Here is a 25,326-nt window from a genome sequence, read left to right as displayed (position 1 = left end):
GGATCGTTTCATTCCTGATCGGATGTAATCACTAGTTCTTTTTGCTTTTTACAAAATAGGCTACTGCTACGAGAAATAATAACAATCCAGTAAACCCGAAAGCGGTAGGAAGTGAAGTACGCTGGGCCAGAAAACCCAGAATGGCGGGCCCCGCCAGTTGACCCGCGTAACCCATCGTGGTAATAGCCGGGATTGCTACCGAACTCGGAACGTCCCGTAACCGGCCTCCTTCACTAAAAAAGACCGGCACAATATTGGCCGCACCAATGCCCACCAGCACAAAACCTGCCAGCGTTACTACCAGCCAGGGCGAAAAAATAAGCAAGCCGAATCCGGCTACTCCAATCAGGCTTCCGGCAATAACGACGGTAGCCGAAGAGATTCGGGAAACAATGCCATCACCGAGCAATCGCATGACGGCCATCGCAACCGAAAAAGCGGCGTAGCCAATGCCCGCCAACGATTCTTCTACGCCTTTGGTATCGCGTAAGAAAATGGCACCCCAGTCCAGCATTGCTCCTTCAGACAGAAAAGAAGCAAAGCATAAGGCACCCAGAAAAAGAACCTGCCCGTGCAACCAGGATACTTTTGAACGGAAGGTTTCGCTTGGTGGCGTGGTAAAACGTGCCATTACCTGTTGTTCCGTATCGGCATCCAGCAAAACTTTATACTGACTTAGCATGAGGATAACGAGCAAGCAGGAAATGGCGACCGCCGCCCACAAAGGTTCCAGACCGGAGCGGATCAGAAACCCAATTCCCAGAGACCCCAGCAAACCACCCACGCTAAATAAGCCGTGAAGGGATGACATAATGGGCTTGTCCGAAAGATTTTGCACCTGCACGCCGTGGGCGTTCATGGCCACGTCTACACTCCCGACGCCGGAACCAAAGAGGAACAACATCAGGGCCATGGTGACGGGTGAATTCATGAGTAATAACAGAGGTAAGGCTGTGGACATCACAACCGTGGCTCCGAGTATAACACGACGCGAACCTAGTTTTGAAATCAGCCAGCCTGTGACAGGCATCATTAAAATGGCTCCTGCCCCGAGAAACAGAAGTAATAGGCCAATGCTGCTTTCGTCAAGTCCGAGGCGATCTTTTACGTAAGGGACCATCGGTGCCCAGCTTGAAATGCCTAACCCGCAAACCAGAAAGATAGCTTGCGTGCCGAACCGAGCTTTATTGGTATGAATAGCAAGAGTTGATGAATTCATTGAAAGAGCAGAGTGAAATTAATTATTTGCAATAATATGCAAATTTGAATAAAATAGCAAAAAACATTAGTGTGGAGTCAAAGGCAAAAGGGTATAGTAAACGTAGAATAGTTGGCGGCCGCCGCGGTTGGGAGTTGGGGGTTGGGGAAGGAAAAACCGGTAGAGGTAGGGGAAAGGTTTGAAAATGAGAATCATAACCCTGGAGGGGTTGAACCTGGATAGCCCCGGGCTGGATAGCCCTGGATGACAATCCGGGGTTCCCTATGGATGGACCCTCCCATGGCTGGTGAAGACACCAGCCATGGCGGATGATTGCTAATCCGAAAAGCAAAGCAATCAAGCATTTAAGTAGAGACGCGACTTCATCGCGTCTGGGTAGAGGCGGTTTTTGTTACGATTTAAATGATCTCCATATTCCGGCTAGATACAATGAAGTCGCGTGTCCTCTTCTCTGGCTGGTGTCTTCACCAGCCATTAACAGTAGTCGGTGAGGACACTACCAGGGGGGCGAAGTAAATTATCACTACCAACCGTGCCCCCGGATGAAATCCGAGGAAAATAGATAAGTATAGTTTTAAATCCTCACAGACCACTTTCAGATTATAATCAAACACCTGAAGGTCCGTTCGCGACTAGATCGCGGAGGTTGAAGAAAAGCATTAATAACACTCAGCGTCGTAGACGCATCTCTCACCAATCTGCGTTGAAAACACCAACTAACAAAACGAATTTTATGAAATCGGTTCCCTGGATCAGAAGGTAATATAGTAGAAACGATAGAGTAGCATAATGAAGTGATTAGGCTCAGGACTAAGCCTAATCATTTCATCAGTGTTCAGGCTAAACCTTATAATTCCTTCACTTTGATATTGCGGAAGGCAATGCCCTTCATCCAGTCCTGAAGTCCAATGCGGCCTTTAGTTGCTTTGCTGAAATTAGGGTAATTCCTGAAGTTTGACTGCTGAATCATCTGCTTCCATTCGCTAGAATTCAGGTTCTGTTGGGCGGTTAAGACGCCGTTTAGATAGAATTCAATTTTACCATTTACCTGCTTAATTTCCGAATGATTCCACTGACCGACGGGTTTGGTAACGGCTTCATTTTTCTGAGCAGCAAAGCCATACAAACACCCTGCCCGTTTTTTGGGGTCGGCTTTGTAATCATAGTGGGATGGTTCGAGTAACTGATACTCCGGGCCTGAAGTCCAGGCGGTGGGGTTTTCTTTTTTCTCCACCACATTAATAAAAACACCACTGTTGCCCTCTTTCGAAATCTTCCAGTCAAACTTCAAATCAAAGTTTTTGAATTCCTGATCAGTAACCAGATCGCCGTGTTCCAGCGTTGAGCCGGGCGTATTGGGCTGACATTGCAGTTCGCCACTTTGTACCTTCCAGACTGAAGCTTTTTGGCCCTGATTGTACAAATGCCAGCCTTTAGTGGTTTTGCCATCGAAAAGTAACTTCCATCCCTCTTTTTTCTCCTGAGTACTTAACTGATTAACGGGCTGAGGATCAGTAGAAAAAGAAAAAAATGACAGAGAAAGACAGGTCGTTAATGCAAGAATACGCTTGTTCATGGGTAATGGTTTAGAAGTAAGGAATTGCGGAATGTAATGAATGTGCAATATTGTGCAAATTGGTTAAATATCGCATATTCCTTACAAATCCTTTACGAGTGCTATTCTATTCATAGTATCAAAAACGATTAATGCTTCATCTTCACTTGCAATACATTATTCAACGATTCCTGACTAGCGACCAGTTTTTGATCGACCCATACGCACAATCTGCTCTGATTGCCGGGCTTATGGGGATTCCAGTCTTTCTTCCACACAATATCAACGTCGTGATGATGGTATCGAATATTCCCCAAATAAAAATAATCCCATTGATTTTCGGGTAGGAGGGGAGCCAGGGAAAAACCAGATTCGTGCGAAGCCTGAAAGCCCAATAAATCCTCGATGATGATATCCGGGAAAGTGGAGTGGAAGTAATCGGATTCTCCGCCAAAAGTTTTGCCATCACTGGGAATGTACCATTCGCCAATGTTAAGCTGCTCGCTTCCGTGCATCTGGGCGAGCTTGGCTACGTAATCATACAAAAGTGCCTTCTCCGAAGCACTGGCTGTTTTCTTATACGTTCGTAAGAAGTTGGCGTAGCCTTTGTACACAACCGAATTTTCGAAAGGCCAACCCCGCCCGTTCCAGGCATAGGCCCGTTCGTTGTAATAGGGATGTTGCTGCTCGGCGGTGGTCATACCCGCGTTATGATAAAAGCCTTTCCGGGAGGCAAACATATCCCAAGATCTGCTGTAATCCTTATAGGACGAAGCCGGAATCATATGAAAATACCAGGGTGTATAACCTACCGACTCACGAACCCTGGCTTCGTAATCACCCGCACCAAATGCATTATCCCCGGCACTGTAGGTATTAAAAAACTGATCGTCTTTATTCCAAAGCACAGCCAGCGTTTTCTTCTGAACAGCCAGGGCCCGTTGCTCATAATAGCGTGCTTTCTCGTTTGAAATCTGATCGCGTCGGTATAAGTTGGCCAGCGATTGTAGGTTTCCGTAGGCATAACTATTCACCGATGGCCGAACGAGGTAATAATCGGGATATCCTTTTCGGAAGGCTTTAGGATACTCCTTCGCTTGCTGGGATTGAGCAGCTTTACCCGTCGTTTCCCAGCCCAGGTAATAGTCCCGCCAGTTGTCTTTTGTGTATAAGCTATAGGCTCCGTCGCTGTGAATCAGACCCAAAACGGCGGAAAGACTAAACTCCATGCCGTCGTACAAATCCAGAATTTTATACATTCCGGCGGTTCGGGCCGAAGGATTTTTTACGGTAAATAGACTATCCCAAACCTGCTGGTGCTTTTCCAGGGAAGGTAGAATATCGCGGGTCCAGGCCTGATCAGGGTGAATTTTCTGAAAAGCCTCCACGCCGTTAATCATCCAGCTCGAAAAATGGTGACTCTCCGGTCGACTTAAATAGGTCAAAAAATTACCATTCTCTCGCTGATTCAATCGGGAGGCCGATCCCCGCATGAAGTAATCGGCATAGGACTTTAGAAACGTATCATCCCGTAACCAGCGAACATCATAAAACTGATGCCCCGCCGGGCAGGTAATGGCCCCGCTGAGAGATGCCCAGGGCTTTACACCGAAAAATTCCGTCACTACCCAATACGATTTCGAATCTTCGGGGTCATTATAGGATTTCAGATGCTTGCTAATCATCCACCAGCGGTAGTTGTAAACCCGGGTAATACCCGCGTCGGAGCTGGTAAACAGGGGGATATTTTCCTGTAAAAAAGTTTTGTTGTTACTAGCATTGAAAGGGCCATCACTTTCCGGTCGATTTTTATACGCATTAAATTCATCGACATGAGCCGAAAGATTGCTTTTAGACGCTTCTTTTAGTCGAGCTAACTCGCTGGTATAGAGATGTGTGCTTCTGTTTGAGCAGGAAGCGAGCAGAAACAATCCGGTGATCAGAATGGCTCCGGGGTGGTTAATAAGTTTCATAGTTTAATAAAATAGGTTCTTGTAATAGGTGTAATCCGTAAAAACATAGACCGCTAAAGCCGTCATGTCTTAGAACAGGTTCCGCTCATAGTAAAAAAAGGGTTCGATTGGCGATCGAACCCTTTTTTGAGAAAATTTATTTATAATAATCTTTTCGAGGACTAGCCCTGCTGAGTAGGTGATGGTTATTTCAGATGAGAAGGCGTAAGAATAAAAATGTAATCGGTAGCTCCAATGCCATCCTTATCCCGACTGACGATATGCTTGGTCCAGTTTACGGTTTTTACTGGAGCCATTTCATACACCAACTTTTGCTGATTGTTTTCATGAGTGTAAAACCGAATAGAGGTAAGAGCCATCTCCGGGTGTGGATTTAGACCAAAATGGCCCTGATCTTCATAAAAACGTAACCTTGTATTGCGATGCAGAGCAATGGAGCTGTCCATTTCATGCATTCCTTTTTCCTGAGTATAAACCGAGATAGGAAAAGTCATACTTAAATCTTTACCCGTTTGGTTGTCGATGTAGTAGGTACTATTTCCCGCACTACCATCCATTTTTTTGGGTAAGATTTCAGAGAAGTTGCAAGAAACCAGTGTCAATACAAACAAAAATAAAGTCCAGGTAAGAATCGATTTCATAGAAAAGTGTGAAAGGTTTACGTACAGGACACCATTTTCTTAAACAGGGTTGCCTCGTGGCTCAATTAATAGTTATCGGGATTATATGCGATTTTTTGGGGATGCTTGGGTAGGCGTTCGATACCAGTAATGGTACGATTAATACTGGCCGTAATGAACGGAGAGCCGCGACCGAATGGAGATTTCAATTCCAACTAGGTACGATTAAGACCACACTAACCGACACACGATAATGGAATTAGGTATATTTCAATTCCAACTAGGTACGATTAAGACTCTGATAATGCAGGGTATGCTATATCCCTCATCGTCATTTCAATTCCAACTAGGTACGATTAAGACTTTCATCTGAAGACGTAAGTTCTTTTAATGCCCTAATTTCAATTCCAACTAGGTACGATTAAGACATGTGCCACGAACTAAGAAAGGAATCCACACTTTTATTTCAATTCCAACTAGGTACGATTAAGACTAAGCTCGTTAGGCTTCCGTGGTCTGCCCATCTTTTATTTCAATTCCAACTAGGTACGATTAAGACAAACGATGCTTTCGACTCCAGCCCCTTTATAATCCTATTTCAATTCCAACTAGGTACGATTAAGACTCGACATAATCTATACTCAACCGGGAAATTGCCTTTATTTCAATTCCAACTAGGTACGATTAAGACACTTTTAATTTTCCTTTCCTGCCAAGTTTCCTTGATATTTCAATTCCAACTAGGTACGATTAAGACTTGCTTCGGGCGGTCAGGTTTCGGTATACCAAGCCTATTTCAATTCCAACTAGGTACGATTAAGACAACTACTTGGTTGCGGCCAGTGTCGGCCACATTCGATTTCAATTCCAACTAGGTACGATTAAGACGATTCCAGGGCAAAGGGTCAAAGAACTTGTTATTGCATTTCAATTCCAACTAGGTACGATTAAGACAAATCGAGACTAAACCGAGAAGGAATTACAGAGTTATTTCAATTCCAACTAGGTACGATTAAGACAGGAAGAAGCAACTCAAAGCTGGAATAGTTGCTACTAATTTCAATTCCAACTAGGTACGATTAAGACACCCCCCTTTTCATAGGTTCATCTGAAATATCAACGATTTCAATTCCAACTAGGTACGATTAAGACTTTGGCCGTTTGAGCTTTCAGCTTTGGAACATCCTTATTTCAATTCCAACTAGGTACGATTAAGACAGGAACAAGATAGGTTGCTTGTTTTGCAGGTAACACATTTCAATTCCAACTAGGTACGATTAAGACAAGGTCAGGGGAGTTGCCTCCTAAAATCACTTTCATTATTTCAATTCCAACTAGGTACGATTAAGACTCATCACGCTTTACGTAAGGAACATTCCAGAGAACTCAATTTCAATTCCAACTAGGTACGATTAAGACCAAATCAGCACGATCTTTAACAAAAAGAGCATTATTATTTCAATTCCAACTAGGTACGATTAAGACTTTGAACAGGCGTAAAATACGGTCGGAACATCATATTTCAATTCCAACTAGGTACGATTAAGACTACTCCTCTATGCTCATAATAAGATTTTTTTAACATATTTCAATTCCAACTAGGTACGATTAAGACGAAACCTCAGAAGGTCGATTAAATGCACTACAGTCATTTCAATTCCAACTAGGTACGATTAAGACTTAAAGCATCTCGTTTTGTCATTGGTTTTTATTTTATTTCAATTCCAACTAGGTACGATTAAGACTTAAAAATAACGGCACTTTATCCCGGATAAACCGCATTTCAATTCCAACTAGGTACGATTAAGACGCTACTATTTGTAACCTCACGTAGGTTTCTTGTCGTATTTCAATTCCAACTAGGTACGATTAAGACTTGATTTGCACAAAACCATCAAATTCTTCATTATATTTCAATTCCAACTAGGTACGATTAAGACCAATACGGCCCGTCCCGTCGAGTCGCGTTGAATAAATTTCAATTCCAACTAGGTACGATTAAGACTTGCGTTTCTTGGAGCCAAAGAGGTACATTTCCTTCTATTTCAATTCCAACTAGGTACGATTAAGACAGAAAACAGGATGTACCGCTCAAAGGGTCGATATACCATTTCAATTCCAACTAGGTACGATTAAGACTTGTACGGGCCTAGTGGTTTCCCCTGCTGAATCGAATATTTCAATTCCAACTAGGTACGATTAAGACTAAGCTCGTTAGGCTTCCGTGGTCTGCCCATCTTTTATTTCAATTCCAACTAGGTACGATTAAGACTGGTCTTGAGAATCCCTAAATCACCAATTTTGATTTATTTCAATTCCAACTAGGTACGATTAAGACTTAGAGCAAATTTCTAAGCAAATGGCCGCCTCCGTATTTCAATTCCAACTAGGTACGATTAAGACTTAAGGAAATTTGTACGAAGGTAGGCTACCGATTTTTATTTCAATTCCAACTAGGTACGATTAAGACATTACTTCATTTTACTAATACGATTACTTCAATTATAATTTCAATTCCAACTAGGTACGATTAAGACGTCCCGGCTCAGTAATCGAGCCACCGGCTATGTCTTATTTCAATTCCAACTAGGTACGATTAAGACGTCCCGGCTCAGTAATCGAGCCACCGGCTATGTCTTATTTCAATTCCAACTAGGTACGATTAAGACAAGCATCGGGAAATACCGAAGCATGAATTTTCTCAAATTTCAATTCCAACTAGGTACGATTAAGACAGGGTTCGGAAATGCTATCGTCCCTAACGTTGCCTAATTTCAATTCCAACTAGGTACGATTAAGACGAATCAAATCACTGGCGGGTACAAGTCCGAAAGTGCATTTCAATTCCAACTAGGTACGATTAAGACTTCAGATCAGGACCATGCGGATTTAGCCGAAAAATATTTCAATTCCAACTAGGTACGATTAAGACCAGGTCTGGCTACTGGTTATGACTGACACGTCAGAGAATTTCAATTCCAACTAGGTACGATTAAGACGGTCGATGGTAACGGGCGTTTCGGGGGTAATTCGCATTTCAATTCCAACTAGGTACGATTAAGACTTTGCCGGAACTCCGTAATCGTCATGATCCTTCAATTTCAATTCCAACTAGGTACGATTAAGACCTTCCCTGATCGCTTAATCACACCATGATTAGACTATTTCAATTCCAACTAGGTACGATTAAGACCTAAGTGACGTAGAACGTAAGGTAAAAGCACTTACATTTCAATTCCAACTAGGTACGATTAAGACAAAAAAGAAACTACAGATTCTTGTGTAGAGAAATAATTTCAATTCCAACTAGGTACGATTAAGACCGTAATTTCTTATCCTACACTCGACACCATGAAATCATTTCAATTCCAACTAGGTACGATTAAGACGTGTGCAGACATCGTAACTTCCAGCATTCGTTACCAGATTTCAATTCCAACTAGGTACGATTAAGACCGTTTTGAAGCCAAACGGCACAGAGTATACTACAAATTTCAATTCCAACTAGGTACGATTAAGACACGATTTTAGTATTTTACACACCTTTCGGATTTTCTATTTCAATTCCAACTAGGTACGATTAAGACTCTCATCCCAATCAGGTACTCCCATTCGTTTTCGTATTTCAATTCCAACTAGGTACGATTAAGACCCGTAAATCTAGCCCTAAAAAAAGGCCTTTCCAGCCTTTAGGACGCGTTTTATTTTTGGTTTTTTGAGGTGAAAATCGTCGATCGGCAATGGTACGAAAACCCCCGTCGATCGACGACTCCTTATAATCAGTAAGTTAGTTGATTTTTTCAGGTTTTGTGACTGAATTTCTCAGATTTCAAAGAACGTTTGCAGGCGATCGACGACAATTGCTCTACAGGAAAGGATCTACCGACTGCCGTTCAACCCCTACAATTTGCTTATCCAGCCATTTCTGATCACGATTTTTGAAGACGATCAGACTGTCTTCTTCCTCATTCATGATTCGCTTGGCTTCGTGTACGAACTCTTTCATCTGTACCTCCGTCATCTCGCCTTCAAATACCGAATTCTGAATCCAGTTTAAATACCTCCGGCAGAGCTTTAACATCTTGCCCACCCGTTTCTGACCCATGTCATAAACCAAAATTACGTACATATTTTTAATGTTGAATGTCAGAAGGAGTGAATGATAGAATGAATGAACGAGAGTAGTCATTTTCAATATATTCTATCATTCATTCCTTCAAAATTGAAACTTACCACCAGGCTTTGAAGGGCTTATAGGCATCGATGCCTAATAAGTGTTTCTGTAGTTTGTAGCACTCTAGTTTGATGAGGTGTTTATAACTCACGCTTCGCCCTAAAGAACGATGTTTGATCGTCTCTTTAAGTGAGGTATCAAATTCTTGTAAAAACCGTTTTCGGGCAGGTTCCTTCATCAGGCAACCTTCTACTTCCATGCGAAAATCGGAGGGTTGCAACTGCTTTTTATTAACCATTCGAAAAATGAGTCGGTCAATCAGAATGGGTTTGAAAATCTCTGCCAGGTCCAGGGCTAGTGAGTACCGCCGGAAGCCAGGTTCGTGTAAATAGCTGATCGTTGGATTAAGCTGCGTATGATAAATCATGCCCAGGCAAGCTGAGTAACAAAGCATGTTTCCCAAGGAAATCATTGCATTAAGCTCGTTTTGCGGAGGCCGTTTGCTCCGTCCATCCAGACAGAAGGTTTCACCCAGAATGGCATCAAAACAACTATAATAGGTTTGACGAATGTTGCCTTCAATGCCCATCAGCGTTGGCACATCCGCAGCCGTTGGCACAGAAGCCAGTAATTGCTCGATGGTCTCAATGGCTTCAGTCAAACCATTGTCCCGGCGGTTATCGTAATACTTTAAAACCCGGAGAATATTACAGGCTGCTCCCTCAACAAAGGCCTGAGCAATGGCCATTCGCTTCTTGGCGGAGAGGTAATGTTTCGTTTGTTCGATCTGTATTTTGCCCGCCAGCAGGTATTCGCGTGGCATGAATGAACCCGTGTAATGTTCGTAATAATCAAAGAAATGAACGGCAATGCCCTCTTTTCCCAGAAAATTATACAGGGCGGAGTTGGCATCAAGATTTCCGAAAACGTACAAGTCTGAGACTTGCTGAACGGGAAGAAACCGGGGCTGGCCTTCGTTGCCATCTTCGTCGTAAGGTGTAAACTTGAGGGTATGATCCTTCCGACTTAATCGACCGGGATTCATCAGATACTTAGGCTGTTTCATGGGGTGTTGGAAGGCAAAAGCTTGGTTTATTCTTCTTCGGCGTAACAGAATTCAAAGTAACTACAGGACCGACAGCGGCTCTTTTCAATGCGACCCGGACAATGTTCGGAGCTTACTATACGTTCAATTTCCTGAATCCAGTTTTCAACCACTGGCAGTTCTGAATCATCCAGATGAACCGTCTGGGTTTGTCGAAGTTTCGGATACTCAATCAATCCGGTAGCTCCCTCGACGCCATTCTTTCGCAAGAGATACAAATAGAATTGCACCTGAGCTACATGCGAGTGTTCGAGCTTATCGGACTTTTTGAGTTCATGAACGACTTTGTTGTAGGGATCATAAAAGTCGATTTTAGAACCGTCGAGAATCATTTCTCGGTACCGTTCGGCTCGTTGAGGGTAGGCGTGTTCGTGCAATTGCTTGCCTTCGGCAACTAAGTCTGAATTATGTTCCATCCGAACATGATTCGCATGAAGCCAAAGTTCTCGATGGCAGATGTGATACATGCCGATGAGTGAACCAGTAACGTTTTGCATGGTTAATAAAGCTATTTCTCGCACCAGCAGTGCGAGTTTTTATGGAGAGGTATTCTATGTTCAAATTCTGTAACTAACAGTTATAGAATTTGAACCATTAAAGAATTGCATTTTCACTACTCCCAAAAGCTGCCATATCAAGACCAGTTTTGTAGTTATAAAGCCTCTCATGAAATTCCAGATATAGGTAGTTATCAAAACTTTTATCTGGATCAATGAATTCAGTGAAATTGCGTTTGATGGTGTCTGTATAAAAAATTGAAAAGGTAAATTTTGATAAAATACCCTGCATAATTTTTTTAGTCACCTGCGATTCCGTTATGCCTTGTTTCAGGTCGTTTAACTGACGGTATAAGGTCCAGACTTTTTTGCCATCAACTACTTTGTCTCCTTGCCAATAGCACTGGTATTTCTCTAAAAAATCAAGTTCAACTTTTGAGAATACCTCTTCAATTGTGCCAGCTTTTTCACCTTCAATCAAAATCGGTAAAGGTAGAGGAACAAATATGGACAGGTTCTTCTGTTCAATTAGCTGGAAATTTTTATGAACAGACTCATAGTCAAGCTGTTGTACATCAGGCAGGTATTTGGTCGAAAAATTTTCAATCCCTACTTTCTGATTCAAATCATTTCGACCAGCTAAAACCTGATTATATAGCTTACTGAAGTCTTTTGTTTCTAGAATTTGCTTATGATCAGCAATGGTTAGTTTTTCGCGGGTTATATCAAATCGATCATCATGTTTATATAGAATACCGGGTTCGTTCATTTTGAAAAGAAAAACGTTGCAAACATCTTTCGTTACGTTTCGATTTACTCGACCAGCTAATTGCTCATCGCTGTCGATAAGCGAAATATTTTTAAAGCCGAGATCCATATCAATGTCTACGCCTGCTTCAACAACCTGCGTCGTGATAAGTAGCACCTTCATCTGTGCTTTGGCATTCTGCTTCAGAAAATTGATAATTTCTCTCCTGCGAGGTTCTAGAATTGTACCGGATAACACAAACACTTTGTCGAAAAACGTTTGCCCAATCAAGCCTGCAAAATCCGTAGCTGACTTCTTGTAGATGAATTCAACAATCGTGAAAACACGTCCATTATTTTCCTGAGCATACTTTTTCGATTGCTCCAAAACCACTTCAGCCAACGCTTCCGACTTAATGATCTGTGGATTTTTGTTAGGGGTTTCCAGCAAATCAAACCTAAACCGCACACGATCACGAAAGTTTGGATTTTGAAAGTAGCGTTTAGCATCAGGTAGCAAATCAACGAATTGAGGTCGTTGTGACAATCCTACGTCCAACCCGTCAATACGGGGCAATGTTGCTGACATTAGTACAAAACGAATATTGAACGTTCGGCTATATTGATCAAGCCAGAATAGCATTTTATCCCAATGTTTAGGCGAATACGATTGCAATTCATCAATCACGACTACTGAATTAGCCAATCGATGCATGAGGTAAATGCTATCTTTTTCGTTTGACTTTAAGATGTCGAAAAAGCGGATATGCGTTAGTAGACATACTGGAAAAAAAGCAAATAGATTAGCCAGTTGATTTTTCCACTGTTTCCCATAGTCTCCTTCTTCTGTTGGTTCTTTTTGCTGAAAGCCACCCTGTGAATGTAGCAATCCAATCTGCGAGTCCTCTAGTTGCCAAGTTTCCTGTAATGCCTTGTGAGTCTGCGTGATAAGCGTTGTAAACGGGAATACGTAGAATATTTTGTTAAGGGATATATCAAGACGTAGTAGTTCTGCTGTTACCAAGGCTGATATATTCGTTTTGCCGCCTCCAGTTGGTGCTTCCAGATAGAAAAGCCGTTGCTCTGGATATTGACGAACCTGCCGAATAGCCTGAACCGCCATTTCCAGCCGCAATGCATTTAGTGTTTCGTTATTTCGTTCCGTTGGTCTGGTCGGGTGCCACGCAGCATCATCGGCCAGTTGAAAGGCATGGGTATTATAAGATTTGCTACTACGGGCAGCATGAATTAGTTTCTGCCGGGCTACTTGATTCAATACGCCAAAATCACTAATCCCTGCCTGATTCATGTATTCCGATGTGGCTAAATAATCGGCAGCTGTAAGCAGGGAAAAATTTAGGCGTAGGAGAGTAAAAATGGAAAAGGCGGTTGTATTCTCTTCCGTGAATGTATCCCAAATCGTAGACCAGGCTGCAAAATAAGGCTCCGATATATTAGGGTCAGCAAACTGGTAAAGAGTTATATATCGCTTCAGGCTATCGGCAAATTTCATGTACTGACTACGTGCAATACGGCTCTTAGGAGACTCAAAACGCGAACTATGGTGAAGTAGAATAGGATTGGTAAATAACAGAGCTACTGCCGAGAGCCAAACGCGTTCATCTTCTGGAATGCCTGCCAATCCTTGTTCAATATGCTCCAGATGATAAACGGCAAAGATGTAAGCACTTAGTTCTGAATGTCCATGCACTGGATTAAAGATGTCCTGATAATTGCCCTGAAAAAGAACATTTTTCATCCGCTCTTTTTGAAAGTGCTCATTTACTTTACCAAAATCATGGAAAGCAATTGCCCCAACGAATAAATCAAGAATATAAGCCATTAGCATGGGTTGAAACGCTAATGGTCGAGTCGAAACCAACTTCCTGATGAGAATGTTAACAACAGGTGCTAAGACATGTTGTTGACTTAATTCCCTTGCTAGTCGAAGCACAACATCCATGTGCTCAGCTAATGTTTCATCATTAACTTGCCCAATCCGTTGCGAGTTAGGGAGATGTGCCAAATACTGCACATGGTTAGCCAACAGATGATCAACTCGCAAAGCTTTATCAAACTGATCTAGTAAATTTAGCATCGTTTAGAATAATTGAATAACCCATTTCGTGCCATCTGTAGAGCTAATCTCATATAAATCATCAACCTGCGACCGAGCCTGCAATGTCCAATCGGTGAATGCAAATTCGGCCAGTTCATATTGTAACAATTGCTCATCAAAACCAACAGGTAGTCTCTCAAAATAGGCAAACGTCGCCTGATTAGTCACGGCTCTTGCTGAGGGAGAAAAGCGAGGTTTACGTCTTTGACTAGTCACCGGATACTCACGGATGAAAAGTGTAGAAATGGTGAAGTCCGTTTCAGCTCTAAATGCTTCAACTGTATACTCCATAACATTTTCCCACCAAGCCGTGAACTCATTCTTGCCCAGATACGGAACAAACTCAGCCTCTTGATTTTTGATACGTGTCAACAATCGATGCTGTAACTCATCGGCTTCATTGAGGAGAACGTACACGCGATAGGCAGGCGAACGTAAAGTGCTTTCATGAATGATTTGATTTGCTCCACTTTTGCCATCTTCAGCTTTATTAGCATATCCAACCGTATTAGTATACTTAAGTGCCGTTTTCGTAAAATTACCTTTTTCATGATAAGGCTTTAGCGGTTCAATGCCTACCTGTACATCTTTTAGCCGTTTGTAATACTGCGGCCATTGGCCTTTCTGTGCATATCCTTTCAAACCAGCAATAGCTCCCAGAATACCCAGCAAGGCAGGTTTATGAAGCATATTATAGGAAAGCTGTAAGCCATCATTTACGTCCGGCTTACGGAAAAAGCCAAAGTCGGCCCGTAAGTCGAAGGAAATCAAGCGAAGGCTTACGGGCTTTATTTCTGGAATAGGCTGTAAATCGAGCGTTATTTGTTCGTTCATTGGTTTAGTTCCAGAATAATCGCATTGTTAGGTTCTCCCTTTACTTGCGTAACCGTTTTATCGTAGTACAGCTCTATTTTTTCGATGTGTTTGCTCACGGTCGGGCGTTCGAGAATCTTCGTAACTTTTTCCAAATGAATAACCCGGTCAGCATCGACTGAAATTAGTTCCACAAAGGAAGGCAGCACTAACATAGATCCGGGTTTAAGTTGTACCCAAAGCATTAATTCGTTTTCGGTACCAGCTTTGGCGGCTGAGTCATACAATGTAGCACCCTGTGTTAAAGCATTCTTGACTTTTGTAATGTCTTCGTCGGTTATAGATTGCCCACCCGAAAGCTTAATTAGATCAGAGATATTATGCGGGTTAAGCGATAACCCATGTACGTAGTGGCCTTCTTTCAGTTTCGACTGCGTTCCCAGTGTACTCATGGTTGAGTCAGCACTTTTCTCGCCAGGATTTCGGAATGGCGACATAATTTGTTCCGAGTATATAATACCCTCCACGTAACGGTTTACACCGTGCGTAATTTGCAAAGGGCCGTGAATAGAAAGATTAGCCTGACCAGCATATGTTCCCCCAAACAAACGAACATCAATGCAAGTCAATAAATTTGAGAGCATAATTTTCCGATCTAATCCACCGGTCACCAAATTATCTAGCTCATTAGCTACAGTTTCAATGTCAATGAAAGAACCATTTATCTTTTGTAATTTCCCATTTTCAATGTACCAAAAAGACTCTTCTTGTTCTTCCATTAATTTTGATAAAACGAAATCTGTGGTCTGCTGCTCTGCTTTTTTGCCAGTAACTTTATTGAAATCATTGGCCAGTTGCTTAAGATCCGAGTCTTCGCCTAAACTTTTAAAATATTTTTTAACAGTTGCTGGTTTAATTTGTCCAGGTAATAATCCAGTCACACTATCACCATCATACTTGAATAGATAGAATTTTTCTGGTTCTGAATTGTCTTTCTTTTTGCTTTTTTTAGGAAAATCACCAAAATATAAAACGTAACTTTCATCAAGTGTTCGGGGTTTAAAGTCGCTATCCATCGTTTTAAAGTAAAAAACCTTATCGTCGGGATACGCTTTTTTGAGGTAATTTCGCACAGTGTATTTCAGGGCTTTATCGGTAGCATAAACGGTGCCATCGGGTAAGGTGCGAGGTTGGTGAGTAAAGTCGGCGTTGTAGTTTGAATTGACCGATTTGATAACGACGCATCCGAAGACGCGATTGGTAAAGGCAGTAGTCATAGTTGTAAATTGGAAAGGGAAAGTTATAATTATTCGTTGGTTGCAGGCAATTGCTGAGTTTCGTCGCCAGTTGTTGGTTTCTCTCCAAACAGGAAATTTTTGGAAAAGAAACCAGCCAACATGAGTGGCATCAATGATTTAAGAGATTGCTTTGGTGCATAGCTGATGACGTTTGCCATTGGTTCCCGGAAACTAGCCGAATACGTTTCATGTTTGTAGCGATCGAAGAGCTTAACAACCGCTTGCTGAAACTGCTTACTATCAGTCTGTTGTAGAAACGGTTCTAGTCTGGCGTAACTGCGATCTTCCGACTTACTCTTTGCCTGAATGTAATAGATGACCTGCCCAGCCGCAAACGCAAATTGCTCGTCGGTGTCGATAGTCGTCTCGCCCGACGCTAATTGAGCCATAAACGGGCGTAACTCGGTTAATTGGTTTGGCATAAAAACGGGATTGATTTGATACGGTTGAAAATGGAAATGTAAACTGAAAAGCACATTGAGTTTTCGCCTGATAGTTGCGTCTTCGCTGTGCTGGCGATTTTCGTAACGATCAAGGCGTAAATCGTCCAGAATACCTGTCAGTAGAATATCTTGAAACATCGCCTGAGTAACAGCCTGCCGTTTTGATTTGTAAATGAAATCATAGAACGCCTGCCGATATTTCATTACCAGCAGATGGGTATTATCGGTCTTGCAGTATTGTGGGTCTATTTCATCGAAAAAGCGAAGCTGGAAGGCTCCTTCTTCCCCTTTCTTAGCCTTAGTCCGAACCACTAAAGCATTATTGAAAATAACAGGCAACAGGCTATTCTGGAACTTGAATACGTCATCAAAAACGGGTGCATAACCAGCCCCAAACCAGTCTGTTACAGTCCAGGCATTGCCTTGTAGGTCATGCAAATGATATTCAAACCGACTGACAAAGTCGAAGTCTTTAATTTGCCCTTGTTGATAATAAAGCAGGTAATAGTTTCCTAACTCATCTTTGTGGTCTTTATATAACGCTGTAATAATTTGCGAGTGCGTTTTCCGCTGGGTTGGATCTTTTAAGGCTTCCTCTTTAAAAAGGCGAAACGAATGTTTTTGAATTTCATCGTTATAGATAAAGATGGGTAAGGGACGCGGAAAAATATTACGACTCACCAATTCACCAAATTCATGCAGTTGTAAAGCATCGCCTGCCGAAATCCGTCCGGCAACAGTGAAAGGAGCCGTCTGATGCAGCAAAAAGGGTTTCTTGCTTGAGAAACCGTTAAAAAACGCACTGGTGCCAAATATTTCTTCGCCTACCGAAGTATTATATTCATTGGTATTGAAAAGTCGATCTTGTAGGTAAGTAGCGTTGGGCTTCTGGTATACTTCCAATGGAATATCAAGATAGAAGATGATGTACTCTCCTTCTTTTAAAGCCCGGGTTTTTAATTCTTTGTCAGCGTCTTCGGGCGGAATAACTTCCGGTATCTGAATTAAAAGCTGTTGAATCTTTTCCCAACTATTCAGGGTTCGGCGAAATCTCTGTGCCTGCTGACTAATCTTTTCGTCCTGAAGAAACTTGCCTGCTTTATTGAAATAAACTTCCAATTGCAAATCTGTTAACAGAGAACCAAACTTATAAGCCAAGCAGAAAGGCGACGCTGAATGGATTTTCTTTCCGGGCAAGTCTAAGCACTTGTTGGTATCCACCATCCAGGCAGCCCGTGCCCAGGCTGCACATTTCTTTAACAGTTCTTCATTAGATTTAGGCCTTTTCTTACGGTATAAGTCATACTCGAAGTGGTCGGCAATCCGAATGTCACCTTCCGGAGATTCTTCCAGCGGCAGTACGATGTGTAGCCCTTCGCGTGGTTCAATCCCAATCTCTTTAAGGTCAGCATCGAGGCTTTGGGTAAAGATTGATAGTTCCTTTAACATGTTAGTATAAACATTTTTTATTCATACATTTTGAAAAGCATACTTATAGACCCACCGCCCCAAACCCCTCGGCATTATACCGCCCAACCCCCGCAAACACAGCCAATTCCAAAATCTCCTTCGGCCCGGTCAATTCGAAAGAAAATCCGTAATATCCTCGCACCTTCGTTTCGGCCCGGGAATTTTCTTTGATAGTCAGTAATCTGGATTTCGGTTCATAACGGCCCGGTAGATATCGGTACGTCAGAGTTTCGTCTAATAAATCTGCTGTTCCTGCGGTCACGGGTACACTATTCCACTTTGCTAACAGATTAGAAATCAGTAATGTACCAAATGCTTCGTCGGAGGGATGAAGGTACTGATCCATACCCCGCTCATCTTTTTGGGCAATTACCACCGGAGAAAGGGTTCGTAACGTAAGGGTATTCGTCGTGATGGCTAAGGGTATTGCCTCGACGCGTTCAATACTAAACTCGGCCCGGTGGCGGGGAGAGGCAATGACGCAGGTCTGATCCTGAAACAGACCCATAATAAAGTGCTGAGCGGCCTGATCCACGTAAAAGCTTACGATCCATTCAATCGTTTCACTGTTCACCCACAAACCTCCCGCTTGGGTATCCACGCGGGCATTTGGCATGAGTAAATCCGAGAAAGTAAAGAGCTTGAATCGCCGGGTTGATGAGTATTGGTATCCCTGTTCGTGCAGAAAATCAGCATACCTGGCATCTGCATCCGCCAAAACGGAATAAATAAAAGCACTGAGCCGATACGCATAGTTGAAGGGCACCAGCGTCTTTCGGTGTATAGGTCGGAGGGTGAGTCGAAATTGCATAACTTCTTATCGCGGGGACAGGTAAAAGGTTATCAAAAAAATTAAACTTTATTTCATTGTTTTCAAGACAAATATTTGAAGTTTGCGTGCATAATCCATGCACGATACAGCATCCATGCACGATACAGCTTTATTTTGATTTTTATGCCCCTCCCTCAAAACCAGCGGTTTCAATTCATTAACGATCAACTCAGACGGGGTAGGGCTGTCCCCGCTTCGGTGCTCATGCAGGGCTGCGAAAGTGCCGAACGGACCTTGAAAGAAGATCTGGCCCTCATGCGTGAGCGATATGATGCTCCCATTCGCTATAATCGGCGTCGTAACGGATATGAATATACGTATGCTTTTGATCTGAAAACCGTTGAGCTGGAGTTGACGGACCAAGATGTGGTGGCTTTGAAGCGTGCTCTGGCTACACTGAACCAGTTTAGAGATTGGACCGTCTTTGCGGATTTCCGGGGGGCGGTGGAAAAAATCGAGCAGGCCGTTCGCTTTCGATTTGCCCAACCCGCCGACTCGCAGGCCCACATCATTTTTGAAGCCGTTCCGGCGGGCCGGGGAAATGACCTGCTAGATCAGGTGCTAGTCGCCTGCCTTCAGAAAAAAGTCATTCAGTTTCGGTATCAGAAATACCAGGATTCGGAGTCACGCCTGAGAACGGTCTTTCCGCACTTGATTAAAGAACACCGCAATCGCTGGTACGTTATCGGGCACGAAGTGGAACCGACGCAGCTTCGCGTTTTTGGTCTGGATCGGGTAGTGGATGGAACGCTCGAAATCACAGACCTATCGTTCGACCCTCCGGCTTTCGATGCGGAAGCGTATTTCCGCCCGGCTTTGGGCGTGGCCGTCTATGATGATCCACCAGAAGAGGTCATCCTGTCCTTTTCCCGTGAGGAAGGACTTCGATTTCAGGCTCAGCCTTTTTATCCTTTCCGGAAAGAGGATATTTTAGTCAATACCAACAAAGAATTCCGGGTCAGGTTATCCATCATTATCAATAAAGAACTGGAATATGAACTGGCCCGCCTGGGTGATACTGTCCGAGTGATTTCACCGGAAAAATTGATTCATAGACTAGCTAAATTTCACAAACGGGCCTTAAAGCTGTACGCTAAAAAATAGAATACTTACTAATCCAGAAACCGGACACGAGACCTTGGGTAGCATGGACATTGCCGGAATTAGTAAATTTCCAGGAAGCAGGTGAATTCGCAAAAGTAATAAGTGCCTTCACTTCGCTATGGTTGACATGAAGATATAAGGGCAGGTGGGAACCTGTCTTCATAAGTAGGAACGAGATGGAATCTCGCACCAGTATGGTCGGGAGCTAAACGAACTTTTCGCCTGTCCTCTCGAACGAAGGGAGAGTCCTTCTTTAGGAATCAGACGAGCTTTGAGGAGATTATTTATTTCCTTAAGGTAACTATAAATACCTGAATATCTTTTATTCAGAGAGAGATGACGTAAGAGGATAGGTAAGTAGTATCCGCAATTGGCGGGCAGAGGCCCGTAAGTAAATAATGGCTACCGCACGCGGGTACAATTCTTTAGTTCTGCTAATCAATCCACTATAAACTGATTAGTTATGAATTGTCATTATTTAAGTATTTCACTGGCCGCTGTGCTGGCTTTGTCTTCCTGCCAAAGCAATCAGGAAGAAAATAATAATCCTTCCGGGACTACCGATCCCGTTGAAACCGAACAACCTAATACTTCCTACAGTCCAGCTTTTCAGGGACAAACGCGAATTGCTGGCGTGCAGACGACCAGTGGTTTTGAGAGTCGTATACTGACGCAGACGCTTCGTTCGCCCTGGGGCATTACCAGTTTGCCGTCTGGCCATTTGCTTGTTACTGAAAAGGGGGGCAGCATGCGGATCGTCACGGTAGAGGGTGCCGTAGGAGAACCGATCACCGGAATTCCTGCCGTTAATTCTGCGGGTCAGGGAGGCCTGCTGGGCCTGCGACTAGACCCCGATTTTGCCAGCAATCGGACGATTTATTGGGTGTTCTCTGAAGCCATTACGGGCGGAAATGTAACCTCCGTAGCCAAAGGGCAGCTTTCGGCGAATGAAAAGCAGATTGAAAACGCACAGGTCATTTACCGGGCTCTTCCTGCTTACGCTGGCAATCTTCATTACGGAGGAAGGATTTTGTTCGATCAGACCGGAAATCTTCTGGTAAGTACGGGGGAACGCTCGGACCTGGCCACTCGTCCCCAGGCCCAATCGCTAAGTTCGGGTTTAGGTAAAATCGTTCGTATTACCAAAAACGGTCAGGCCGCTTCGGGTAACCCTTCGGTGGGGCAATCGGGTGGCCGTCCTGAGATTTATTCCTATGGGCATCGGAACCCGCAGGGCCTAGCCATTCACCCCGTAACGGGCGAGCTGTGGGAAAGCGAACATGGGCCTCGGGGTGGGGATGAAATAAACCGCATTCAGGCCGGAGCCAATTACGGCTGGCCCACCATTACGTATGGCATTGAGTACAGCGGACAAACCATTGGAGCAGGGATTCAGCAGCAACAGGGCATGCAACAACCGGTCTATTATTGGGACCCGGTAGTCTCACCCAGCGGAATGACTTTCTACACGGGTAACCGAATTCCCGAATGGCAAAACAATTTATTTATAAGCTCTTTGAGCGGTCAGCACCTCATTCGCCTCGTGATTGAGAATAATCAGGTCGTGGGTGAAGAACGGTTACTCGCCAATGAAGGACAACGTTTTCGGGACATCACCCAGGGATCAGACGGAGCTTTATACGCCATTACTGACGGAGGACGATTGTATCGAATTGATCGGAATTAACCGTTTAAAACACTAAGCAGAAAGGCCAGGCATCAAATGAAATGCCTGGCCTTTCTGCCTAATAGAACACACATTTTACCTAACTCTGGATTTTAAGTACGGGTTCAAGGAAAGGTTAACTCCCCTCGCAGCTGCTTGGCTCTGGCCGAGCGACTGCGGGAAATAACCCCGGAGGGGTTAAATACGAATAGCCCCGGATGAAATCCGGGGAAGCAAGTAAAGCCGCCAAAGATCATAAGGTCCTTCGCTCTGGATGACAGATTGGAATGGAAACGAAAACAAACGCCTGCCTCGCTTCTCTCGCAGTCGCTCGGCTCTAGCCGAGTGACACTATAGCTTGGCAGGCCTCTGGCCGAAGTTCGCAAGCCTATTTTTGTTTGAGAAAGGTGTTCGCTGACCAGCCAGGGATTCGCATCCTATCGGCCAGAGGCCTAGAGCTAGGTAGTCACTCGGCAGAGCCGAGCGACTGCGGGTGGGAATAACGGCAGGTAGAAACCTGCCTGATGGTAGGAACGAGATGGAATCTCGCACCAGTGAGCTGGGGGTTTAAACGAACTTACTCGCCTGTCATCTCGAACGTAGTGAGAGACCTTCTGTAGAAATGGGACGAACCTTGTCAAAAGCCTCGCGTCACTTGGATCTGCCCGAGTTTAATAAACCTGTTTTTGCTGGAGAGGGTATGCTCTGATCATCTACCAGCTCGCATCCTATCGGCCAGAGGCCTAGAGCTAGGTAGTCACTCGGCAGAGCCGAGCGACTGCGGGTGGGGGCAATCCAAAGTCGCGTCTCTACCTTAATTTGTTTTTTGATATTCCTCCCGCAGTGTCCCCGGATGAAATCCGGGGCTACCTATATTAAACCCCGCTGGGGTTATTATTCAAACCGTCTTACGACAACCCCGGAGGGGTTTAATACCAATAGCCCCGGATGAAATCCGGGGAAGCAAAGATCTGGATGACCGATTGGAATGTAAACAAACGCCTCCCTCGCTTCTCCCCAACGGAAGGAAATTAAAATGGCGTTTCTAGATAAACTCTAAAAGAATGATAATTTGAATCGAGATTAGGGAAAACCCTAGATTTTTATGGTTTGAGGGTTTCCCCTAGTAATTATATATTTAATTAATCCTATTTTTGCTGAACAATATTCTATTAATCATTTAAAGGCAGCGGTTAATAGAAAGTGTTCCAGGGTGTCGGCGTCCAGTTTAGTATATGAACCAAGGTAATAACATGATACGGGTGCTCATTGCCGACGATCATAATGTTTTTGTGGAAGGAATCGATTCCCTGCTTTCGGGGGCGGCTCATATTGAAGTGGTAGAGCGGTGTTACTCTTGTAGTTCAGTACTGGAAAGCCTCACCAAGGGTCCCATTGATGTAATTTTACTGGATCTATCATTTCCCCATATTGAAGACGGACTGGCTCTTTGCGAAACCATAACCCGTCAATACCCATCCTGCAAAATCATTGCCTTAACGATGCATGATGATGCCAGTTTAATCAAACGGGTCGTGAAGAAAGGGGCTCAGGGGTATCTGTTGAAAAATACTACAAAACTGGAGTTACTGGAAGCCATTGGTAAAGTTCATGAGGGAAAAAATTACTTCAATGAAGTAATCACTCAGATTCTGCTCACCAAAGGTCCAAAGGCAAAAAAGGCCAATGGTAGCCGACTAAATTTAACGCCCAGAGAATCGGAAGTATTGACGTTAATTGCTCAGGGATTGACGACTCAGCAAATGGCGAATCAGCTTTTTGTCAGCATTAAAGCAATTGAGTTTCACCGGAGTAGTTTGCTACTCAAGTTTGACGTGCCCAATACAGCAGTCCTTATCAAAACTGCCATGGAAATGCAGTATCTTGATTAAATTTCATCTTAACAAATGCGTGGCTGGCTGTCATGTTTAAAAGTTTGCGTCTGTTTATAGGTATCCTTACTTGTTTATTTTTATCCATTCCACAGGGCTGGGCACAAACAGATTTACCCGGCCTGGACACCCTACAGGAAAAGATAAACCGATTCGCAGGACTTGAAAACTATGAAGAAGCCGCCAAAGCCAGCGAGCGTCTCGGACTTTTTTACCACGAGCATTACGGCTATAACAAGTATACCATTGAGTCGTATCTGAACAGCATGAAATATTACCACCTCACGGGCGATTCCGTTGGGTATTATAATATGCACATGCTCATCGGAGATTATTATACGCACGATTATTTCATGCAAAATCATGCGGAGAAATACCTGAATCAGGCATTAACTTATTTTAAACGAATCCAGAATATTCCAAAAGTAATCGAGTGCCGCTTGTACATTGGCAATATTCTTCAAAATAAAGAACCGATCCCTCAGTCGTTATTTACCGAATTAAGACAAACCGAACAATTAAGTGCCCGCTATAAACAACCCTATTTTCAGGCCTATGCCCAAAATTTACTAGCAACCACGTATTCCAGAACCAAGCAACCAGACTCTGCCCGTTTTTTTGCCGAACGAAGTCTGGCCATTGCCCGCAAGGAGAAAAAAGGCTGGCTAATTGCCCTGAACCTGTTTTATCTGGGTATTACCGAACAATTTAAAAGCCGTCATCTGGCTTCGATTGCCTATTATCAGGAAAGCTACCACATCGCTGACTCCATTCGTAATCTCTCCATGTTGCGGGAAATTACCCGGCATTCGGCGGAATGTTACAGTTACCTCGGCAATTACCGCGAAGCTTATGCCTCGCTTTTAAAGACGCTGGATTATACCCAGCAGTTTTACAATTCCGAACAAACGAAAAGCATTCGTTTACAGGAACTGGATAGTCAGATTAAAACGCTTTCGGTTGAAAAACAGCTCGTTGAGGAACAAAACCGGAATCAAAACGTGATTAATACCATGCTGGTAATTGGTTTGTTCATCAGCATTATTGGGGTCGGAACATTAATTTACCTGCGACGTCAGCAGAAACTCATTGCCCGCCAGCAGGCAGTTATTGCCCGTCAGCAGATCAGGGAACTGGAGTTGAAATCGCTCAAGGCCATGATTGAAGGACAGGAAGGCGAACGGAGTCGAATTGCCCGGGATTTGCACGATGGATTGGGAATACAGCTTTCCAGAATCAAGCTTTTCGTAGAGGCCCATCAGGAAGCTCTGCCCGGGGAAGTCAGAGGCCCGTTGAATCAGTTTCTGGACGAAGCCTGTACGGAAACGCGTTTGATTTCCAATGACTTACGTCCGTATGCTTTATCGACGTTTGGGTTAATTCCAGCTCTGGAAGATCTCATTCAGAAACTGGACATGGTCAATGAGACCAGTGTCATTCTGGAGCATTACGGCGAGATGCCAGAGCTGAGTGACGAAAGTTCGGTGATGCTGTATCGAGTCATTCAGGAATTGCTAAACAATGCCCTCAAACACGCTGAAGCCGATAGCATTACCCTTCAGGTCATGATTACGGACACGAGTATTCTGATTAGTGTGGAAGACGATGGAAAAGGGTTCATCAGGGAAAATCATAGCGGAAATGGACTCTCCAATATTCAGTCACGTATAGACTACCTCGGTGGTCAGGTAATCTGGAATAGCGTGCTGGGTAAAGGCACGTCCGTCTTAATTTCTTTACCAAAGTAAAACCTAGTACAAATCACTCTAACCCAAATCCTTATGATAAGCATACGCTCG

Annotated in this window: 16 protein-coding genes and 1 CRISPR repeat array; of the genes, 4 read left to right on the top strand and 12 right to left on the bottom strand. The window is 43.7% G+C overall.

Annotation, left to right across the window (positions count from 1 at the left end; translation table 11 throughout):
• Positions 1-31 precede the first annotated feature (31 nt).
• The 12 genes from QE390_RS21625 to cas6 all read right to left on the bottom strand — a co-directional run bounded on the left by QE390_RS21625 (position 32) and on the right by cas6 (position 18,844).
• The gene (locus tag QE390_RS21625; protein WP_307143812.1) at positions 32-1,219 is read right to left on the bottom strand and encodes an MFS transporter; all 1,188 of its coding nucleotides are present in this window, start codon (positions 1,217-1,219) and stop codon (positions 32-34) included.
• Between the two features lie 847 nt (positions 1,220-2,066).
• Positions 2,067-2,795, bottom strand: a complete 729-nt coding sequence (locus QE390_RS21620; protein WP_307143811.1) for a DUF1080 domain-containing protein — start codon at positions 2,793-2,795, stop codon at positions 2,067-2,069.
• 128 nt (positions 2,796-2,923) lie between these two features.
• Positions 2,924-4,747 carry a hypothetical protein gene (locus QE390_RS21615; protein WP_307143810.1) on the bottom strand — a complete coding sequence of 608 codons (1,824 nt, stop codon included), beginning with the start codon at positions 4,745-4,747 and terminating at the stop codon, positions 2,924-2,926.
• 185 nt (positions 4,748-4,932) lie between these two features.
• On the bottom strand, positions 4,933-5,388 hold the full coding sequence (locus QE390_RS21610; RefSeq protein WP_307143809.1) for a hypothetical protein: 456 nt from the start codon (positions 5,386-5,388) through the stop codon (positions 4,933-4,935).
• A 115-nt stretch (positions 5,389-5,503) separates the two neighbouring features.
• Positions 5,504-9,019: direct repeats of the CRISPR family, unit length 30 nt; unit sequence ATTTCAATTCCAACTAGGTACGATTAAGAC.
• Positions 9,020-9,232: 213 nt separating this feature from the next.
• Positions 9,233-9,496, bottom strand: coding sequence for a CRISPR-associated endonuclease Cas2 (cas2, locus tag QE390_RS21605; RefSeq protein ID WP_307143808.1), 264 nt, complete (start codon positions 9,494-9,496; stop codon positions 9,233-9,235).
• Positions 9,497-9,596: 100 nt separating this feature from the next.
• The gene (gene cas1b, locus QE390_RS21600) at positions 9,597-10,607 is read right to left on the bottom strand and encodes a type I-B CRISPR-associated endonuclease Cas1b (RefSeq protein ID WP_307143807.1); all 1,011 of its coding nucleotides are present in this window, start codon (positions 10,605-10,607) and stop codon (positions 9,597-9,599) included.
• Between the two features lie 26 nt (positions 10,608-10,633).
• Positions 10,634-11,143 carry a CRISPR-associated protein Cas4 gene (gene cas4, locus QE390_RS21595; protein WP_307143806.1) on the bottom strand — a complete coding sequence of 170 codons (510 nt, stop codon included), beginning with the start codon at positions 11,141-11,143 and terminating at the stop codon, positions 10,634-10,636.
• 97 nt (positions 11,144-11,240) lie between these two features.
• Positions 11,241-13,988, bottom strand: a complete 2,748-nt coding sequence (gene cas3 / locus QE390_RS21590; protein ID WP_307143805.1) for a CRISPR-associated helicase Cas3' — start codon at positions 13,986-13,988, stop codon at positions 11,241-11,243.
• A 3-nt stretch (positions 13,989-13,991) separates the two neighbouring features.
• A complete protein-coding gene (cas5b, locus tag QE390_RS21585; protein ID WP_307143804.1) occupies positions 13,992-14,843 on the bottom strand; it encodes a type I-B CRISPR-associated protein Cas5b in 852 nt (283 codons plus the stop codon).
• The gene (locus tag QE390_RS21580) at positions 14,840-16,099 is read right to left on the bottom strand and encodes a type I CRISPR-associated protein Cas7 (RefSeq protein WP_307143803.1); all 1,260 of its coding nucleotides are present in this window, start codon (positions 16,097-16,099) and stop codon (positions 14,840-14,842) included. Before QE390_RS21580 ends, cas5b begins: the two co-directional genes overlap by 4 nt.
• 29 nt (positions 16,100-16,128) lie before the next feature.
• Positions 16,129-18,012, bottom strand: a complete 1,884-nt coding sequence (locus QE390_RS21575) for a hypothetical protein (protein ID WP_307143802.1) — start codon at positions 18,010-18,012, stop codon at positions 16,129-16,131.
• A 43-nt stretch (positions 18,013-18,055) separates the two neighbouring features.
• Complete coding sequence (gene cas6, locus QE390_RS21570; RefSeq protein ID WP_307143801.1) at positions 18,056-18,844, bottom strand: CRISPR-associated endoribonuclease Cas6; 789 nt, start codon at positions 18,842-18,844, stop codon at positions 18,056-18,058.
• Positions 18,845-18,988: 144 nt separating this feature from the next.
• Here cas6 and QE390_RS21565 point away from each other — a divergent pair, with 144 nt between their 5' ends.
• The 4 genes from QE390_RS21565 to QE390_RS21550 all read left to right on the top strand — a co-directional run bounded on the left by QE390_RS21565 (position 18,989) and on the right by QE390_RS21550 (position 25,275).
• A complete protein-coding gene (locus QE390_RS21565) occupies positions 18,989-19,969 on the top strand; it encodes a YafY family protein (protein WP_307143800.1) in 981 nt (326 codons plus the stop codon).
• A 463-nt stretch (positions 19,970-20,432) separates the two neighbouring features.
• Positions 20,433-21,656 carry a PQQ-dependent sugar dehydrogenase gene (locus QE390_RS21560; RefSeq protein WP_307143799.1) on the top strand — a complete coding sequence of 408 codons (1,224 nt, stop codon included), beginning with the start codon at positions 20,433-20,435 and terminating at the stop codon, positions 21,654-21,656.
• Positions 21,657-22,888: 1,232 nt separating this feature from the next.
• Positions 22,889-23,527, top strand: a complete 639-nt coding sequence (locus tag QE390_RS21555) for a response regulator transcription factor (protein WP_307143798.1) — start codon at positions 22,889-22,891, stop codon at positions 23,525-23,527.
• 32 nt (positions 23,528-23,559) lie between these two features.
• A complete protein-coding gene (locus QE390_RS21550; RefSeq protein WP_307143797.1) occupies positions 23,560-25,275 on the top strand; it encodes a sensor histidine kinase in 1,716 nt (571 codons plus the stop codon).
• Positions 25,276-25,326 lie beyond the last annotated feature (51 nt).

The organism is Siphonobacter sp. SORGH_AS_1065, from assembly GCF_030818595.1.
Classification (GTDB): domain Bacteria; phylum Bacteroidota; class Bacteroidia; order Cytophagales; family Spirosomataceae; genus Siphonobacter.
The sequence above is the reverse complement of the archived record's forward strand: the minus strand, read 5'-3'. Positions and strand labels throughout refer to the sequence as shown.

Bases quoted from the DNA above. Each gene is read 5' to 3' on its own strand.
- cas4 (WP_307143806.1), bottom strand. From the start codon at position 11,143: ATGCAAAACGTTACTGGTTCACTCATCGGCATGTATCACATCTGCCAT.
- QE390_RS21610 (WP_307143809.1), bottom strand. From the start codon at position 5,388: ATGAAATCGATTCTTACCTGGACTTTATTTTTGTTTGTATTGACACTG.
- cas3 (WP_307143805.1), bottom strand. From the start codon at position 13,988: ATGCTAAATTTACTAGATCAGTTTGATAAAGCTTTGCGAGTTGATCAT.
- QE390_RS21560 (WP_307143799.1), top strand. From the start codon at position 20,433: ATGAATTGTCATTATTTAAGTATTTCACTGGCCGCTGTGCTGGCTTTG.
- QE390_RS21580 (WP_307143803.1), bottom strand. From the start codon at position 16,099: ATGACTACTGCCTTTACCAATCGCGTCTTCGGATGCGTCGTTATCAAA.
- cas2 (WP_307143808.1), bottom strand. From the start codon at position 9,496: ATGTACGTAATTTTGGTTTATGACATGGGTCAGAAACGGGTGGGCAAG.
- QE390_RS21550 (WP_307143797.1), top strand. From the start codon at position 23,560: ATGTTTAAAAGTTTGCGTCTGTTTATAGGTATCCTTACTTGTTTATTT.
- QE390_RS21575 (WP_307143802.1), bottom strand. From the start codon at position 18,012: ATGTTAAAGGAACTATCAATCTTTACCCAAAGCCTCGATGCTGACCTT.
- QE390_RS21565 (WP_307143800.1), top strand. From the start codon at position 18,989: ATGCCCCTCCCTCAAAACCAGCGGTTTCAATTCATTAACGATCAACTC.
- QE390_RS21555 (WP_307143798.1), top strand. From the start codon at position 22,889: ATGATACGGGTGCTCATTGCCGACGATCATAATGTTTTTGTGGAAGGA.
- cas6 (WP_307143801.1), bottom strand. From the start codon at position 18,844: ATGCAATTTCGACTCACCCTCCGACCTATACACCGAAAGACGCTGGTG.
- QE390_RS21620 (WP_307143811.1), bottom strand. From the start codon at position 2,795: ATGAACAAGCGTATTCTTGCATTAACGACCTGTCTTTCTCTGTCATTT.
- cas5b (WP_307143804.1), bottom strand. From the start codon at position 14,843: ATGAACGAACAAATAACGCTCGATTTACAGCCTATTCCAGAAATAAAG.
- cas1b (WP_307143807.1), bottom strand. From the start codon at position 10,607: ATGAAACAGCCTAAGTATCTGATGAATCCCGGTCGATTAAGTCGGAAG.
- QE390_RS21625 (WP_307143812.1), bottom strand. From the start codon at position 1,219: ATGAATTCATCAACTCTTGCTATTCATACCAATAAAGCTCGGTTCGGC.
- QE390_RS21615 (WP_307143810.1), bottom strand. From the start codon at position 4,747: ATGAAACTTATTAACCACCCCGGAGCCATTCTGATCACCGGATTGTTT.